This window comes from Rhizobium sp. P28RR-XV (assembly GCF_012641385.1).
GTDB lineage: Bacteria > Pseudomonadota > Alphaproteobacteria > Rhizobiales > Rhizobiaceae > Rhizobium.
Window position 1 is genome coordinate 152,304 of record NZ_JABAIG010000007.1, and the last position, 15,319, is coordinate 167,622.

Consider the following 15,319-nt stretch of genomic DNA (forward strand, 5'->3'; position numbering starts at 1 on the left):
GTCATGGCTCCACGCCTGGCTTAGCGTGAGCTTGTATTTTGACTCGTACCGGACAGAGACCTGGACCAGGTTGCTTACATGCCGACAGGCCAGAGAACTCGCGCAGCGTCAGAGAAGTACACCCCACGGGCCTCTCTGTACCGGATGACTTATAGCTTCCATCCCGTCAGAGTTTCGCTTCCGTAGCCTTCAGGGTTTGTCGAGGTCACGACGCTTTAACGATATTACACGGTGGGTTACAGATGCAGCAAGGCGATGCGGATATCGATATCAGGTGCGTGAAGGGCCTGCGCTCCGCAAGCAGCCGCGCCTGCGGAACGCGAAAGATCTCATTCGCTATGCGTGCCATCGCGCGCCGCTCGGCAATCGCATCCGGCTTCTTGTTGCTCTCGATAAGCTTGGTTCGCTGATGGTTGCGGAATGCCTGGCCTGTTCGGTCATGGGTTCCACGTTCCTTCATCAAATCGCACGTGTCAGCTGTCATCGACGGATTTCGAATTTCACTCATGACGGAGGTCTTGCCTATTGGCACAGTCCTTGCGGTGCAGTGGTGGTGCATCCATTTGGCCAGCATCGAACTTGATGACGCCAGCGCGATCTTCGAATTGTATAGCGCGGCGATCAGGATGAGAATCTCACTTAGACTGCCGCTACGCATCGAATTGGGCCGGCGAGCCGAACCTGCACTCCGAACTCTGGATGGGGCCCGATAGGCGACGGGGAGGATTCGCCGTTTGAGTATCGGAGGCGCTATCATTGAAGGCAGGTAGACATTCGTCGTGCAGTGTGGCCGCTTCGAGGTAAATGTCGACGGAGACGGCTACCTGGGACGTTCCGGTCGGGCCAGCGGGTTCATGGCGTCAGACGTCACCCCGTCGGCCTCCAAGCGACGAGCGGCGTGGCCTTGCCTGATCGGTCGCGAATCGTTCTTGGCGGTCCGGCGCGCACCAAAACTTCCGCGCTGGGATCGTTGCTAGGGTTGAGCTCCCACGCCTCGCGCCGTTCATTGTCGAAGACGAAGCCGCCGCTAAGGTCATCCAGCCGGAAGGTGATATAATCGGTCCAATGCTGGCCGCAGGCAACACCGTTCTCGACGGTAAAGTATCGACCCTTGACCGCAATCGTCGCACCGCCATCGAGGAAGGGATCGCACTGCCCTCCTTCATCAGCCTTCATGACGACATGGTCGTTGCGGCCTGCGGAGACGAATTGGCCATCCCTGTTCTCGAACACGATAAGGGGACGCGCTGGAGCGCCATTCGAACCCGAAGCCAGCCCATCCTCGTCGTCGCGACTAAGTACGATAATCTCGAAGCTTCGCAGCGGTTTTCCCGCCGCCAGGCGCGCATTGGCGATGGCGTGATATCCAGCCGGGAGCTGCCTGACGATGTCGGGAGACACATTTCCCTCGGCCGCCGATGGCAACGATACTCCAACTACGATGACTCCAACTATGATGGCGAGGATCGTTTTCATCTTGGTGCCTCTGGCCCTCCTGCTTCATCCTCAGGCACTTCATCCGACAGGAAAACAATATCAGCCCCCAGCCCGGTTTTTAGCAAGGCAGCGAGATCGGGTGCTACGAACGGCGCATCGTCGTCGAGAAACAGCGATCCGGCATCAACCAGATAGGTCGCAAGCCCCTCCGCTCCAGCGCCGTGCACCAACAGCTGACCGCCGCCATTGTCTGCATAGGGCATCGCACCTGGAATCCTGGTCGACACGCCGTATGCCTGATCCATTGCGATAACATGATCGGGATCCCACACGCGCAGTTCTCCCCTTCGGTTCCAGAGAAGCACGACATCGGTCATCTGTGTGACCATATCGAGGTAGCCGGCTGGTATGTCCGCATAGACCTCCCGAAGGCGTTCGATATCGACGCCGCGGGCGGGCGGGCCATATGAATAAATCTGAAACGAGGCGCTCAACTCCATTGGCGGCGGGGATCCTCAACGTTGGGACGTGGGTTGGAGTGGAGGTCAGTCATCGGCTCGGTAGATCATCGAAAGTTTCCAGCCGTTCGTTTGGCGCCGAAAAACGAGGCTGCCAACATTCTGGTCGCCGCTACCGTCCACGTCGATGCGCGGGAACACCGGATTGGCACGCAGAAAATCCAGGGTATTGCCGCTGAAGCCGCGCATATTGGCGTCCTCCTTCAGACGGGAGCGCAACAACGGTGCGAACGCCCGCTTCCCGATCGCCTTAACCGGATCGTCATCCAGCTGGCCTTTTGTTTTGAGCGGGAAGACCGTCAGCGCTTCGATGGCCGCGATATCATCGTTCATGACCGCTTGGCGAAAATGCGCCCAGAAGGATTGGAACTCGGTAAGGTTCGCGGCCTCGGATCCTTGGTGAAGTGAGACTTGTGCGGATGCCGCGCCCACCCGGAAAGGGGAAAGGACAGCCGCCATCGCGAGCAAGCACATCGAAACATTCTGCTTCCCATGCGAAAACCCTCGGGACGTACGAACGCAACGTACGCTATCAGATTTTGGTGCGACACAGCTACACCGTCGCGCACCTATGACGGGAAAAAAATGACGGGTAAAAATTCCCGGCACCGAGCCCGTGAAGTCGAGACATGGCTCGAGGAACGCCGTGCCGCATATTTCGCTGGGACGCCAAAATCGGTCAGATCACATCGGCTCATGCCGAGCCCGAATCATCTCGCCGGCAAGAAGAAAGGGCTTTAAGGGCGGTTCGCCCTACTTTGCGCTAAAAGGCCGGGCCAGTGTGACGGAATTGGTAGACGTATCACCGCAGTGATCCTATGGCTCAGCTGTGGGTTCGACCCCTGCCGCTGGCATCTCATTTACGAGATCGCGGCCTAGACTGAACGCGCGCAATCTTAGACTGCCGGGTATCGCGAGCCGCGGGCTGCCGAACCTTCTTAAAGGCAATCGAATGGAAGGGAACTGCCACGCCTGTGATTCCCGGTACTCCCAGGAATAGACAGGCCGGCGATATGCTGGCAGACATCGTGAGTATCAACAGTCAGCGGTCGCAATAAAGGAGGAAATGAAGCTTGATCACGGTGGAATTGCAAGTCCGGGAGATCGTGGCGGCATTCAATTCCGGAAAGCATGCCGACGCGCTTAGACTGTGCCGTAATGCCCTGGACGACAACCCGAATGACGCCGTACTGAACCACCTCCTCGCTGCGGGGAGCTTCGCCGTCCAGGATTTCGTCACGGCGCTGGATTGTGCCGAGGAGAGCCTCAAAGTCAGGCCGGGAAATCCGGCAACATTGTTCCTCGCCGGACGCGCTGCTCGCGCTCTTGGCCGGCTTGACCTTGCCGAAAGTTATTTCGCTCACCTTCCAGTCGCCATCCCGGACGCGCTCGCCGAGCTCGCCAGGACATTTGAACAGAATAGCAAACGCCAGCAGGCAGCTGAGGCGTGGCAGCGGGCACTCGAGATCGATCCATCCTCACGGGAGGCCGCCGCAAGACTTGGCCGTCTGCTTTGGGAAGCCGGGGATTTCGAAAATGCCCGCGAACGGCTGGAGTTTGCGGTGAAGGAAGATGCACCTCCCAGCGCTTGGTTCGACCTCGGCCTCGCGCGTCAAGATTGTGACGATCTTGCCGGCGCCGTGGATGCCTTTAAAACGGCGCTCGCGCGTAAGCCGGATGATCCGCAAGCTAAATTCAACCTCGGTAGCGCTCTACAGCAGCTTGGTGATATGGAAGGTGCAATTGGCGCGTACCGGGGTGCCTATGCGCTCTCGTCTGCAACGCTGGGCATGATAGCAAATGTGCTGAGTTCTGGACGCAATGGACTGCTATTCCTCGACAAGGCGGACCTGCGCTCTTTTCTCTCCAGGTGAGCGGGAACGCTTATCCCTGAATTTCTTGCGATAAACGCCAGGCTCGACCAGAATTTGGCCGACTGTCCGGTCATAACCGGCGATCTGTTCGCCGTCAAAGCTTTCGCAGACAAGCTCAAGGTCTTCCCGCCGGACGGGAAAGCAGTGTGCGACCGGCAACCCCTTGGACAATACGCCCTCGAAATCCGGTCTTGTCCAGATTGCCGGGAAATTGATGCCTGCGTCGTGGAATTTGTCGCAATCTACTATTCCGGTTACGGTTCGAAACGGGAGGTCTTCCCGATTGGCAGGATGCGTCGCAAAAAGCGACCACTTTTCTTCAAGCTCAATCGTCCAAAAACTGTTGAATTTGATCGCTGCCAGTTGGGATGATCCCTCTTTGGCCAGCGCTGATCCAAGGATTTGTTCCGGCACATGGAAACTCAGGGGCGCACGGGGGTGGTTTTTCGCAGCCGGTATTGGCACATCCCAGTCCCAGGAGAATCTTCCAGCTTTTACCACCACATCGCATGGCAGCAGGATCATGAAGCCATGGGTCATGGCGTCGACAAAAGGCGGGCATTGCTTGACGGTTCGTATGTCACGTCCATGAAATTCCGAAAACGAGGTAGTCGGCATCTGGCGAAGCCAGTCGGGCAAACAGGACCGCGCCGCCGCTGGTTTCGGCAAATAATCATGCAAATTCGGATCGCAACGGAAAATGATCTTCATGCGGCTCACAGAACAGCTCAGCGCTTAATATCAATGTCTAACTTTGTCGCCGGACAGTGTTCCCTCAAGCGATTTGGAAATTAGTATGCCTTCTCAAAGCGGGCGGAACAAGAGGAGTGCGAAATCGTCCGAGGCGTTATCAACCAAACACCAACAACGGCAGATTTGATGATGATGGCACCGTTATGATTGCGGCGCATTTGGCGGCCCGTAGCAGCTCGCAAGACCTGCTGCAATTGCAGTGCGGGAGGCACGCGTGACAGGAAGGTTTTCATGCTTCCTTCCCACTTCGGCTCTGCCGCATTGCTCGCCTGGCTACAACGCGCCGGGACCATGAAAGTCGACTTCATGGAAATGCAGGTCGGCAAGTTCGGGGTTGATCCACGCAGCGACACGCTCGGAAACAGGATGAATTCGGCCAGCTGCGACTGGTAATCGGGCTGTTAATGCACGAGTGGGAGAGCGGCACCCTGGCCCAATTGCAGGATCACGGGTAGCTATTCACTCTCAAACCCCTGACCTTGGCCAAAATTCGCAAGTCCACCATGGGTCGTCGTCCACGACAAAAACTACGCTGGCATTGGCTGCATCTGCCGCCATCGCGTTTGTAGACCTTGCTCTTGCTCGTCGCGAGCGTCCTCTTGCTATTGGGCATTTATATTCTTCAGCCCAATCACGGCGCGGTTCTCCCTCCGTCATGGCAATACCGTTGAGCTTCATCGGGCCTAAGTCCTGCATCGTCGGGACTTAGGTCCATCTTCAGAAGCAGCGCTCGTGACGTATAATATTCGTGGGACGCAACCGTACTAAGGTGTGCGCAAATCGGATTGGAAGAAAACATGAAAAATATTGCGATCGCCGCATTGGTGCTTGTAGCGACGTTATCAGCGTCGCCGGCATTTTCCCAGGTCTACTTTGAGTACGGGATCGGGCCTCGCTACGACTACGATCGGCCACCGCCGCGGTACTATCGTCACCCGCCAGCCTACGCATATGACGGCTACTACGACGGCCCGAGATATAGTGATGACCAGCGGTGCTGGACAGAAAGACGTTACGGGTTCCGCCATCACCACCGAGTAGTGATACGTCAGACGGTGTGCAACTAATTCGAAGGGAACATTCCGGCCAACTGGTCGTTGTGTCGAGAGGGTATCATTCCCTGCACCTTTTAATCGTTCCCACAGACTGGCCCGATTTCGTAATCGGGCCTTTTTTAGGGGCGAATGGAACATCGCTCTGTCTCGATAAATTCATTCTGCTGACAAAGTCAGCCTTGCAGCCGTAGCGTCGTTGACATCACTCGCTTGAGATTCATGGCCGGCAGCTTTTGGCTAACGGTCGAAATTTCTCAAATACTTTGCTGGCGATGCGCCGAGCGCTTTTTTAAACATGGTGATAAATGCCGACACGGATTCATACCCCAGGTCGGCCGAAACCTTTTGCACCGTCGCCCCCGACGCGAGGCTGCGGATGGCGATGATCAGCTGCAACTGCTGTCGCCAGCGACCGAACGTCAAACCGGTTTCTTGCTGAACGAGACGCGCGAGGGAGTTCTCGCTCATTGCCACCCGCTTTGCCCATTGCCTCATCGTGCTTCGGTCGGAAGGATCCTCCACCAGCGCGGACGCGATACGGTCCAGTCTCGGCTCGGCTGTCAGCGGTAGGTGCAGATCCTCTACCGGCATCTTTGGCAAAGCCGTCAGAAGCAATGTCGTCATTGTCTCCGCATAAGCCCCCGCGACCACGGATTGCTCAGCCATCTCGATAATGAGCTCTCTGACAAGCGGGGAAAGCGAAAGCGTGCAGCATCTATCGGGCAGATCGGCGGTACCCGGCTCAATAAATAAAAAAAACAAACGCGCATTGGCGGTCGCAACGTTGCTGTGCAGTATCCCGCCGGGAACCCATACGCCGCACTGGGGCGGGACCATCCACATCCCGCTCGGTACGCGACACGTCACTCCACCTCGCGAAGCCATGACGAGCTGTCCTTTTCGATGCCGGTGCTCAGGCGCCTCGCGCTCATTTTGCGAGACGTCGATCTTCACCGCATGCGCTCGAGCGGTCGACTGTTCAAGATCCTCCTCAACGAGAGCGTCAGAAAGGGATGCGCGTGGCTGGCTTAATTTAGTGATCATTTGAGAGAATATCTAAATTCACCGCCAAGCTTTGTCGATAGGGTTACCGCATCATATTCGGAGAACGGCGATGTCAGTTGAAAATCATAGGCCCCAATGGTGGTCTGATATCATCTCGACGGCAATTAGACTGCCGCAGAACCGCTATCGCAAATCCCGCATGTTGCCCCCTGGAACGTACGCCCGTCAGTGGCAGTGGCACAACCCGCGCAAAAGAGGGATGAAAGCCTTCCTCGTGAAGGTCCGCAGGGTTTTTGGCGACAAGGCGCCGGTTCCTCCAGCCGTTCCAGGCGAAGATCCGCTGCAAGCCTACATATACGCCTGCCTAGCAGCTCCGTTCTTTTGTTATGTCCCGCCCGCGATCTACGGACTGACCGTTGCCGACGAGAAGCGAGGCGCCCCGGCGGCCCCGCATCAGACAGGTGCCATGTGAGCGTCCGAGCGGTTATCACCGCGGACAACGTCGTCTTCTCACTGAAGACATTCTTCGCAGCTATGCTGGCCTATTACATCGCAGTAAGGTTCGATCTGTCGCGGCCCTTCTGGGCAGTGGCAACCGTCTACATCGTTGCTCATCCCCTTTCGGGCGCGATCTCATCGAAATCGGTCTATCGGCTGCTGGGGACGCTGATCGGTGGCGCCGCGACCGTCGTTCTGGTTCCGAACCTTGTGAACGATCCTATCCTGCTTTCCGCAGCGATCATTGCATGGGTTTCGGGATGCACTTTCCTTAGCCTTCTCGATCGTACGCCGCGCAGCTATGTTTCCCTTCTTGCCGGCTACACCGTCCTTCTTGCGGGATTGCCACTGGTCACGGCGCCAGCAAACACGTTCGACACTGTTGTCTCCCGCGTCGAGGAGATCGGGCTTGCGATCCTGTGCGGCTCGATCATCAGCCACGTTGTTCTTCCAGTCCATGTGGGGACAGTACTTCTCGGGCGGATCGATGCCTGGATTGCAAGGGCGCAGAAGCTCCTCGCGGCAACGGCAACTGCGGAGGCGAACGAAACCCGAAGCAGAGCAGAACGACACGGTTTAGCGGCGGAGGTGGCCGATCTACGGTCGTTTACGGTCCATCTTCGATATGATGGATCGAGGTATCGACATGCCGTTTCGCTGGTGAGGTCACTGCAGCACCGGATGGTCTCCTTCCTTCCGTTGCTGAGCGAACTCGAGGATCTGCGACGAGCACTGACCAAGCTCAACACCTCCGGCTCGGAGCAGGCTATATCAATGATTGCAGGGGTGGGATCGTGTTCAACGAGCTCGTTCGAAACCTTCAAGATCAAAACTGATGCGCTCGCCTCTTGCGAAGCACCTCAATCATGGGAAGAGCTTCTTCTTGCGAATGCTGAGCGGAACCTGCGGGATATCCTTCGGGTTTCTGGCGAGTGTCGTTCTCTGCGGGAAGCCTTGAAGGAAGAGAACACAGCGAGAGCGGCTCGTCGCTTCGCGGCTCCGGAGAATATGCCAACCTCGCACCGCGATATCGGCATGGCATTGCTATCGGCGCTGGCGGTTGCGATCTGCCTCGCAACGACAACCTTTTTCTGGATTGCAAGCGGCTGGGCCGACGGAATGACATTTGCTCAGATTTCGGGCGTGCTTTGTTGCCTTCTTGCGACAATGGACGATCCGGTGCCAGCCATGCGCAAATTTGTCCACGTCACAATCGGTTCTGCCGTCGCAGCGTTCGTCTACGGCTTCGCGATCCTTCCGACGATCGACGGCTTTGTGCCGCTCGCCGCTACCCTCGGGCTGTTCCTGATCCCCGCCGGGATATGCCTCGCTGTGCCTTCGCTCGCGATCATCGGCATGGGGCTGTGCATAAACTTTCCCCTTCTTCTCAGCCTCCAGACACGCCAGAGCAGCGACTTCCTAACGTTTGCAAACACAGGGATCGCGACCATTCTTGCGATGGTTTGGACGATCGCGGTCTGCGGCATCTTTCGATCTGTCAAAGTGGAGACAAATGCCAGGAGGCTTTTTTCCGTGGCCCAGAAGCATGTCGCCCGGATTGCGGCCGGGCGACATGCCGACGCGCATATGACGCACCATCACGTCATCGATGTGGCCGGCCTGTTTGCCGCCAGGGCGTTGAGACTTCCTGCGACCTCCGACGCCTCCGATGCCGACCTCATAAGGGATTTGCGCGCGGGGCTTTATATAACTGCGATGCGAGCGCGCGCTGCGGAAACGTCGATGCCTGTTCGCTATAAGGCTGAAGTAGTCTTCTCAGGGCTGGAGGTCTTGTATCTGCTTGCGCCCGCTCGGCGTGACGACGCCTTGAGAACTGCCCTCGGAATGCTGGACGACCTTATCCATTCGACTGCGGACGTGACCGCAACGGACGCCGACATGGAACTTGTGGTGCACGCTGCCGCTCTTCGTCTCTGCCTCGCTCCGGAGGCCGATCCGCCGATTTCGATAACACCTCCTGCAAGGAAAAACGCCGCGTGATTGGACAATTCGACCTTTACGGTGTCTTCCTGCCATGGTTCTCGGTACTTGCCCTGAGTGCATACGGTTTGTTCCGCTTACTCACATCAGGTCTCGCCAGGCTCGGTTTTTATCAAGCGGTGTGGCATCGCTCCCTGTTCAACCTCGCACTCTACATCACCCTCCTTGGCGGGCTTTCTGCCGCTACCAACTGGTTGCAAAAATGAAAAACCTCACGATCACCTCGGGGCAGGCTCTGTTGACCTTATCTATGGTTGGATGCGCGGCAATTCTAAGCTGGCACCTATGGTCCTTTTACATGGAAGCGCCATGGACACGCGACGCTCATGTCCGCGCGGATATCATCCGGCTGGCATCAGACGTCTCCGGCCCGGTCACGGAGGTTCTGGTGTCGGACAATGCAAGGGTGGAGAAGGGTATGCCCCTATTCCGGATAGAGGCAGACCGTTTCGAGCTGGCGGTGCGCGAAGCAGAAGCGCAAGTGCAAAGCACCGAGGCTGTAGCGGAGCTGGCAAGAACTGACTTCGAAAGATCCCAACTGCTCGCCTCCAAAGAAGCAGTCAGCCTCAAAGAGCGCCAGCATGCGGAGAGCCAGATGCACCAGGCAGACGCCGCCCATCAATCGGCGCTCGTTGCCCGGGATCTGGCGAAGCTGAACCTTGACCGGACAATCGTAAAAGCACCGGCCTCGGGTAAAATCACGAACTTCTCTCTACGTCGCGGCAACTATGTTTCCGCCGGAAATGCGATCGGAGTGCTGGTAGAAAGCGACGCCATCTACATCGCGGGGTACTTTGAAGAAACAAAACTCCCACGGATCCACATCGGCGATCAAGTGAAGATCGATATCATGGGCGAGCCGCAATCGGTTACCGGGCGCGTCGCGGGTATTGCCGCCGGAATTGAAGACCGGGAGAGAAGTGATACTGTAGGCTCGCTGGCAAGCGTGGCGCCGACATTCTCATGGGTTCGTCTGGCTCAAAGAATTCCAGTTCGCATCGAAATCGAAGATGTCCCGGATACGGTGAAGTTGATTGCTGGGAGAACTGCAACCGTTTGGCTGGAGCCGAGACGCAATTGATATGCAACGGTGCTTCCCTGAATAAATTCAGTGGGATGGCTTCGCATTGGCTCATCGGTCCCGTGGAAGGTATTTGCGCTGTGACTATGTCTAATAAGGCGCTCGAAGGCTGTCTGGGATCCTATCCGCGAGATATCGCTCGGGGGATATATAGAATCCTATTTGCAAGGTAATGTGTTTCCATCACAATCACTGCATCTCCACTCCACCACGGCTCATTTCGAGATAGGTAGCCGTTCTCCGGCTCTCACAGCGCCTTTCAGTCGATTGCCCGATGGCGCTAATGGACAGACATAGCGGGAAGAATAGGCGCACGAAGGAAAATAGGAGAAGTTGAAATCGAGCACCAGTGTGCCGTCTGGACGGACAACTCCGAGATCCGCTCCCTTGATGGTGTCGAGGAGATATCGGCCACCACCGTACGTCTCGGTCCCCGAGGTCGCGTCGGCAAACGGCAGGAACACCCCACCGCCGTACCCCTCAATCCAGTAAAGGGTCAATTCGCCGCTCAATCTAGCCTCCAGCCCCGCTGTACGGGCGAACGCGTGCATCGACAGGTCACCATCCGCTCCTGTTGCGACGATTATCCGTTCCGGCGTTACCGGAATGAGCTGCACCGTCAGACGCAGTGAGGGATCGTAAGGAAATATAGTCGGCCCTTCGAACGTCTTGCGGTCCGCCGATTCAATCGGCGACTGAGGATGGTCGCGAAACAGGGTCGAACGGGTGTCGCACCAAAGCCCCCAGGCAGCAACCGCGTCCGGGTTAGAACGTACCTCGTAGTAGAGATTTGCGATCTTCTCGCGCCATTCCCACAGCTGTTGAGCCTCGTTCAAATCATTTCCTCCCATGTCGGAAATTACGCCGCGTTCATCGAAACGCGCGGTTTCTTCAGGACAACCAGGACAATATCCTTTTGCGATAAATCGTCCGGCTGGTCAGTTCGTCAAGCCAAATTTGGAGATACCAGTCATCGCTGAGAAGCCGGATCGGTAGGTGGAAATCCCGGAAGGAGCTTTTTTAACCACGCCCTTTAATCGCGCCTACATGATCAACTGATACACATGTGGTGCAGCGCCTTGCGGACATGATGTCTTCTGCAGTCCCCGCCGACATGGTCTTTCCCAATTCATATCCCGGACTTCTCATGTCGCTCAAATTCGCGGCTGGGCATGTGCGCGCCCAGATCTCTTCCGTATTTGTCGTAACCGGCTGCTTCCTTGCTGTTGCCCTTTTGCTAACAAGCTTGGTGGCGCATGTTGTCGCCACCATGACGCGCTCGATGAACGAAATCGATGATGCTCGCGCCGCCCGTGCTGCTGAAGCCGGAATTGCAGCATTTGCATCACGGCTGAGTGCTACCATCAGAGACAACGCCGTGTGGGACGATGCCTACAAGGCCATCGGCGCCGAGACTGCCGTTGACTGGGCCTATACGAACTGGGGTAAGGTCAGCGCGAATTATCCACTGTATGATGGCGCGATCGTCATCGGCCCGGACGGTGCTACGCTTTCTGCCTATGCCAAGGGCAAACCGATCCAGCCGAGAGATCTTTTCGGCCATGCCTTCGACCGGCAGATCGAAGCGGCCGCCGGCCCGAGCCAGGATCCGATCGTGAATTTTATGAAGACGGAAAACGGCATTACTCTCGTGGCGTCACAGGCCATACAGCCATATACACCCGGCACCGCACTTCCAAAGCTGAGCGTGTTGAGCTTCACCAAGGATCTAACGCCTGACGTCCTTGACATACTATCGAATGAACACGAGCTCGAAGGATTACATCTGACACTCGCGGCCGAACCAGGCTCCCTCAGTTGGCCAATCAAAGATATTAATGGGACGCCGATCGCATTTCTCGTTTGGCCCAGCAAGGCGCCAGGGACTACCGTCCTGTCCAATGTGTCCCCTTATATCGCAACGGCAGGCGTCATTCTTGCTCTTTTCCTCGGCGGCGTTCTCTTGGCCGGCACGTCCGAGGCGCGACGGCTGCGTCACCTCGCTGAAACCGCCCACTTTGAGGCCGGCCATGATAGTCTGAGCGGCTTCCTTAACAGACATGGGCTTCTTAACGCGCTCGATGATATGAATGCATCGGTTGAGGCGCCCCTGTCGCTTTATCTGATTGATCTTGATGGCTTCAAAGCGGTCAACGATGCCTGGGGGCATGCCGTCGGAGACGATTTGATCCGCATTATCGCCCAGGCATTGCCGAGCTGCCATCCGGAAATTTTCGCCGCCGCGAGGCTTGGTGGCGATGAATTCGCGTTGTTGCAGATTGGGCATGCCACGTTCGGCGAGCTCGAAAAATCCATTCTCGCGCTGTTTGCGCAACCCTTCAAGATCGATGGGCGGACCATCGAGGCGGGCGCCAGTATCGGAGCGGCAATCGGTGCAGGAGATGTACCATCCCTTGAACTTCTGCGCAGAGCCGACATGGCGCTTTATCGCGCCAAAGAAAACGGCAAGGGACGTGCGGTCGGATACAGTTCCGGGCTCGATCAGGATCGTCAGCGCATCGCCGAAATGGAGGGCATGTTGAGACATGCCATCAACAGCGGCGCAATCGAACCCGCCTTCCAGCCCCTGGTGTCCGCGTCGACGGGAGCGATCGTCGGCCTCGAAGCTTTGGCCCGCTGGCGCAGTCCGGCGGGAAGCATTAGCCCCGAAATATTCATCCCGCTTGCAGAAAAATCCGGCCTGATCGACGCCCTTGGCATCCATATGCTGCGAACCTCTATCGCTTGCGCGAAAAACTGGATTGGCCTGACGCTATCGGTCAACGTGTCGCCAATTCAACTGTGCAATCCGGATTTCGCCGCCCAAGTGATCACTGTCCTGCAGGACTTCGCGTTCGATCCGGCCCGTCTCACATTGGAAATTACCGAAGGCGTTCTCATTACCAATCCAGATCAAGCTCGGCGGTCGATCAATCAACTCAAGAGCATCGGAATCAGGTTTGCGCTTGACGATTTCGGCTGTGGTTATGCAAGCATTGGCGCATTGCGGCAGTTTGGGTTCGACCGGATGAAGATTGACCGCTCGCTGATATCCAGTGTGGACGATGGGGGAAATGGGGTAGATGTTCTTCGTGCAACAATCTCCCTGGCCACAGCCCTTGGAATTCCAGTGACTGCGGAAGGGATCGAAACCGACGCTCAAGCAGCGATATTGCGCGCCGCCGGATGCGATCAGCTTCAAGGATATATGGTCGGCAAGCCAGCCTCAGCGGATGAAATTTCACGAAGATTGTTTCAAAAAGATCAGCTGATCGAATATGTGAGCGTCCAATCCAGCCAATAAATCGGAGCCTTTACCGCGACCATCAAGGAAGCCGACGAGGCCAGCCATTTGGTGGTCAAGGCGCTTGTTGGCGCAGAAAGATACGGCAGGTCATTGGGTTACCAAGATCATCGCCAGGCTTCGGTGAGGTAGTTCACGGCTTATCGAAAGCGCAAAAAAGTCCGCCTATCAGATTGAAGCACCAGTCCCTAGATGCGCCTCACTCCAAACCGCCAACCCAAATGCTTGATCTCCTCCGAGAAAACCTGCACTCGTTCGATCGCCCAAACTCCACTGAGCTTGGTCCAGGCATATGCAGCACGTCGATTGAGCTTCCAGGTACGATGAATAAGTCCAAAGGCGCTCGCCTCCAACGTGACGACCTGATTGAGGGTTTCGGTGATCTCGTCCAGGTCTATGTTTAGATCTTCGCGGCTGAACTGCCATTGCGCTTTGTAGCGGCGGCGAAACTGTAGAGCGACATCTTGCATAAGTTGGCGCCGGTCGATCACGACACCGTCAACCTGCTGGTAGGCCAAGGTGGGCGAAAACAAGACTTGGTAAGCAGCGATATCTCTGTTCAAGAACGCCGCGCGAGCTGCCGCGTGCCGTTCATCCAATTCCTCTTCGACGCTCTTTGGTTGGGCCATTTATATCCTATGCTGTATACTGACGGGAGCATGGGTCCTTCGTTTGCAATTTTGACGATCCGGGATAACGACCGCAAGTGCGACATCCACATAATTCGAAAAATACCAGCGGTTATGGAGTCTGGCGGGGCTTCGACTTGTCGCACTGCCGATGTTGATTGAGTTGCTGACGGACGAGGCTTCGGCGAAAACGATGTTCTTCGAAAGAATAGGTCGAGGCTACTTGTCAGGATTGGCATTGGCCCCTGTCAATATTCGCTCGGCAGAGCACTTGTTGCGGGACTCGGATGATATTCCAAAGATTCGGCGCCTACGTCGGGCAATCTTGCCGTGTCTGCCACCTTGGCCATATAAGACCCGATGACATCTGATTCGAAGATTTTCGTCGGCCTGAGATCGACGCGAAACAAACCGGCCGAACATCGCGACACAAGTGGCCCTAGATGCCAATGGGATGGATGCGACAAACAAGGCATCCATCGCGCGCCGGTGGGAGCGGATGCTGAAGGTCTATACCTGCTGTTCTGTCGTAACCATGCGAAAGAATATAGCGAAGGCTACAACTACGTGACGAAACTTTCGAACCCTGTCACGGCCCGCTATCAGAGGGAAGCGGCGAGTGGCAGCCGCCCCAGCTGGGGCGTTAGAGTCAGTCACGCCTCTGGAACTCCCCTTCCTTCCTCAATTCGCTCCGGGACCGCAAAGACGATCAATGCGCGAAAAAGCGCCGCACAAAGCAAAGCAGCCAAAGCGGCCTTTCCATCCCGCAAACTTAAAGTGCTGGAAGCAAAAGCATTCGAGACGCTCGGTCTCCCGTCGAACGCGACGCCGGAAGAAATCAGAAGCCGTTACAAGCAGAGACTCAAGATGTACCATCCCGACGCAAACGATGGAGATCGCACCGCCGAGGAAGCTCTTCTGGCGGCAATTGATGCCCATAAAATCCTAAAGCTAAATGGCTTCTGTTAGGTGTGATACGTACTGGATGCCTTGAAGGGTGTCCTCTCGATGGAGGTGCTTCTTCACGCATTGGTCCCCATCACAGCCATGTTCTACATCATATCCTATACAAGCAAAACTTATGTACCAGTCAAAATACTCAGGGATCCCATCGCAAGCGCGGCAAATGGCGATTGAGATTTTAGAAGCCGTATCTGGGCGTGA

15 protein-coding genes, 1 tRNA gene and 1 pseudogene are annotated in these 15,319 nt (G+C 56.5%); 8 read left to right on the forward strand and 9 right to left on the reverse strand.

The genetic code is table 11. The features are described from left to right. Positions 1 to 205: 205 nt before the first annotated feature. The 4 genes from HGP12_RS16365 to HGP12_RS16380 form a co-directional block, all read right to left on the reverse strand. Positions 206 to 658, reverse strand: coding sequence for a hypothetical protein (locus HGP12_RS16365; protein WP_168879278.1), 453 nt, complete (start codon positions 656 to 658; stop codon positions 206 to 208). A 209-nt stretch (positions 659 to 867) separates the two neighbouring features. Then, entirely contained in the window at positions 868 to 1,401 is a 534-nt protein-coding gene (locus tag HGP12_RS33785) for a hypothetical protein (RefSeq protein ID WP_205926491.1), read from the reverse strand. A 71-nt stretch (positions 1,402 to 1,472) separates the two neighbouring features. Further along, positions 1,473 to 1,937, reverse strand: coding sequence for a hypothetical protein (locus HGP12_RS16375; protein WP_168879279.1), 465 nt, complete (start codon positions 1,935 to 1,937; stop codon positions 1,473 to 1,475). Between the two features lie 45 nt (positions 1,938 to 1,982). Beyond that, complete coding sequence (locus HGP12_RS16380; RefSeq protein ID WP_168879280.1) at positions 1,983 to 2,429, reverse strand: hypothetical protein; 447 nt, start codon at positions 2,427 to 2,429, stop codon at positions 1,983 to 1,985. Positions 2,430 to 2,730: 301 nt separating this feature from the next. Between HGP12_RS16380 and HGP12_RS16385 the strand changes: the two genes are divergently transcribed. Further along, positions 2,731 to 2,809, forward strand: a tRNA-His gene (locus HGP12_RS16385). A 228-nt stretch (positions 2,810 to 3,037) separates the two neighbouring features. Continuing rightward, entirely contained in the window at positions 3,038 to 3,829 is a 792-nt protein-coding gene (locus HGP12_RS16390) for a tetratricopeptide repeat protein (RefSeq protein WP_312862912.1), read from the forward strand. Here HGP12_RS16390 and HGP12_RS16395 read toward each other — a convergent pair. The 3 genes and pseudogenes from HGP12_RS16395 to HGP12_RS16410 form a co-directional block, all read right to left on the reverse strand. Further along, positions 3,785 to 4,540, reverse strand: coding sequence for a hypothetical protein (locus HGP12_RS16395; protein WP_168879282.1), 756 nt, complete (start codon positions 4,538 to 4,540; stop codon positions 3,785 to 3,787). The genes HGP12_RS16390 and HGP12_RS16395 overlap by 45 nt on opposite strands. Positions 4,541 to 4,695: 155 nt before the next feature. After that, positions 4,696 to 4,921 (reverse strand): annotated as a pseudogene (locus tag HGP12_RS34105) (IS1595 family transposase); the annotation flags it as partial. A gap of 953 nt (positions 4,922 to 5,874) precedes the next feature. Further along, complete coding sequence (locus tag HGP12_RS16410) at positions 5,875 to 6,681, reverse strand: helix-turn-helix domain-containing protein (RefSeq protein WP_168879285.1); 807 nt, start codon at positions 6,679 to 6,681, stop codon at positions 5,875 to 5,877. A 70-nt stretch (positions 6,682 to 6,751) separates the two neighbouring features. Here HGP12_RS16410 and HGP12_RS16415 point away from each other — a divergent pair, with 70 nt between their 5' ends. Genes HGP12_RS16415 through HGP12_RS16430 form a run of 4 tightly spaced genes read left to right on the forward strand, consistent with a single transcriptional unit; the run spans position 6,752 to position 10,222 of the window. Beyond that, complete coding sequence (locus HGP12_RS16415; protein ID WP_168879286.1) at positions 6,752 to 7,114, forward strand: hypothetical protein; 363 nt, start codon at positions 6,752 to 6,754, stop codon at positions 7,112 to 7,114. Continuing rightward, positions 7,111 to 9,141, forward strand: a complete 2,031-nt coding sequence (locus HGP12_RS16420) for an FUSC family protein (RefSeq protein ID WP_168879287.1) — start codon at positions 7,111 to 7,113, stop codon at positions 9,139 to 9,141. Before HGP12_RS16415 ends, HGP12_RS16420 begins: the two co-directional genes overlap by 4 nt. Then, positions 9,138 to 9,347, forward strand: a complete 210-nt coding sequence (locus HGP12_RS34110) for a DUF1656 domain-containing protein (RefSeq protein WP_168879288.1) — start codon at positions 9,138 to 9,140, stop codon at positions 9,345 to 9,347. The genes HGP12_RS16420 and HGP12_RS34110 overlap by 4 nt, the downstream gene beginning before the upstream one ends. Then, positions 9,344 to 10,222 (forward strand): HlyD family secretion protein, encoded by an 879-nt coding sequence (locus tag HGP12_RS16430; protein WP_168879289.1) that lies wholly within the window; start codon positions 9,344 to 9,346, stop codon positions 10,220 to 10,222. The genes HGP12_RS34110 and HGP12_RS16430 overlap by 4 nt, the downstream gene beginning before the upstream one ends. A gap of 215 nt (positions 10,223 to 10,437) precedes the next feature. Here HGP12_RS16430 and HGP12_RS16435 read toward each other — a convergent pair whose 3' ends face one another. Next, a complete protein-coding gene (locus HGP12_RS16435; RefSeq protein ID WP_168879290.1) occupies positions 10,438 to 11,073 on the reverse strand; it encodes a DUF1684 domain-containing protein in 636 nt (211 codons plus the stop codon). A gap of 296 nt (positions 11,074 to 11,369) precedes the next feature. Between HGP12_RS16435 and HGP12_RS16440 the strand changes: the two genes are divergently transcribed. Continuing rightward, complete coding sequence (locus HGP12_RS16440) at positions 11,370 to 13,526, forward strand: bifunctional diguanylate cyclase/phosphodiesterase (protein WP_168879291.1); 2,157 nt, start codon at positions 11,370 to 11,372, stop codon at positions 13,524 to 13,526. Positions 13,527 to 13,714: 188 nt separating this feature from the next. On the opposite strand, the gene HGP12_RS16445 is transcribed toward HGP12_RS16440, so the two are convergent. Beyond that, positions 13,715 to 14,155, reverse strand: a complete 441-nt coding sequence (locus tag HGP12_RS16445) for a hypothetical protein (RefSeq protein WP_168879292.1) — start codon at positions 14,153 to 14,155, stop codon at positions 13,715 to 13,717. Positions 14,156 to 14,515: 360 nt separating this feature from the next. On the opposite strand from HGP12_RS16445, the gene HGP12_RS16450 reads away from it, so the two are divergent. Next, complete coding sequence (locus HGP12_RS16450) at positions 14,516 to 15,124, forward strand: J domain-containing protein (RefSeq protein WP_168879293.1); 609 nt, start codon at positions 14,516 to 14,518, stop codon at positions 15,122 to 15,124. The last annotated feature ends 195 nt before the right edge of the window (positions 15,125 to 15,319 follow it).

Bases quoted from the DNA above. Each gene is read 5' to 3' on its own strand.
- HGP12_RS16365 (WP_168879278.1), bottom strand. From the start codon at position 658: ATGCGTAGCGGCAGTCTAAGTGAGATTCTCATCCTGATCGCCGCGCTA.
- HGP12_RS16375 (WP_168879279.1), bottom strand. From the start codon at position 1,937: ATGGAGTTGAGCGCCTCGTTTCAGATTTATTCATATGGCCCGCCCGCC.
- HGP12_RS16380 (WP_168879280.1), bottom strand. From the start codon at position 2,429: ATGTGCTTGCTCGCGATGGCGGCTGTCCTTTCCCCTTTCCGGGTGGGC.
- HGP12_RS16395 (WP_168879282.1), bottom strand. From the start codon at position 4,540: ATGAAGATCATTTTCCGTTGCGATCCGAATTTGCATGATTATTTGCCG.
- HGP12_RS16410 (WP_168879285.1), bottom strand. From the start codon at position 6,681: ATGATCACTAAATTAAGCCAGCCACGCGCATCCCTTTCTGACGCTCTC.
- HGP12_RS16415 (WP_168879286.1), top strand. From the start codon at position 6,752: ATGTCAGTTGAAAATCATAGGCCCCAATGGTGGTCTGATATCATCTCG.
- HGP12_RS16430 (WP_168879289.1), top strand. From the start codon at position 9,344: ATGAAAAACCTCACGATCACCTCGGGGCAGGCTCTGTTGACCTTATCT.
- HGP12_RS16435 (WP_168879290.1), bottom strand. From the start codon at position 11,073: ATGGGAGGAAATGATTTGAACGAGGCTCAACAGCTGTGGGAATGGCGC.
- HGP12_RS16440 (WP_168879291.1), top strand. From the start codon at position 11,370: ATGTCGCTCAAATTCGCGGCTGGGCATGTGCGCGCCCAGATCTCTTCC.
- HGP12_RS16445 (WP_168879292.1), bottom strand. From the start codon at position 14,155: ATGGCCCAACCAAAGAGCGTCGAAGAGGAATTGGATGAACGGCACGCG.
- HGP12_RS16450 (WP_168879293.1), top strand. From the start codon at position 14,516: ATGACATCTGATTCGAAGATTTTCGTCGGCCTGAGATCGACGCGAAAC.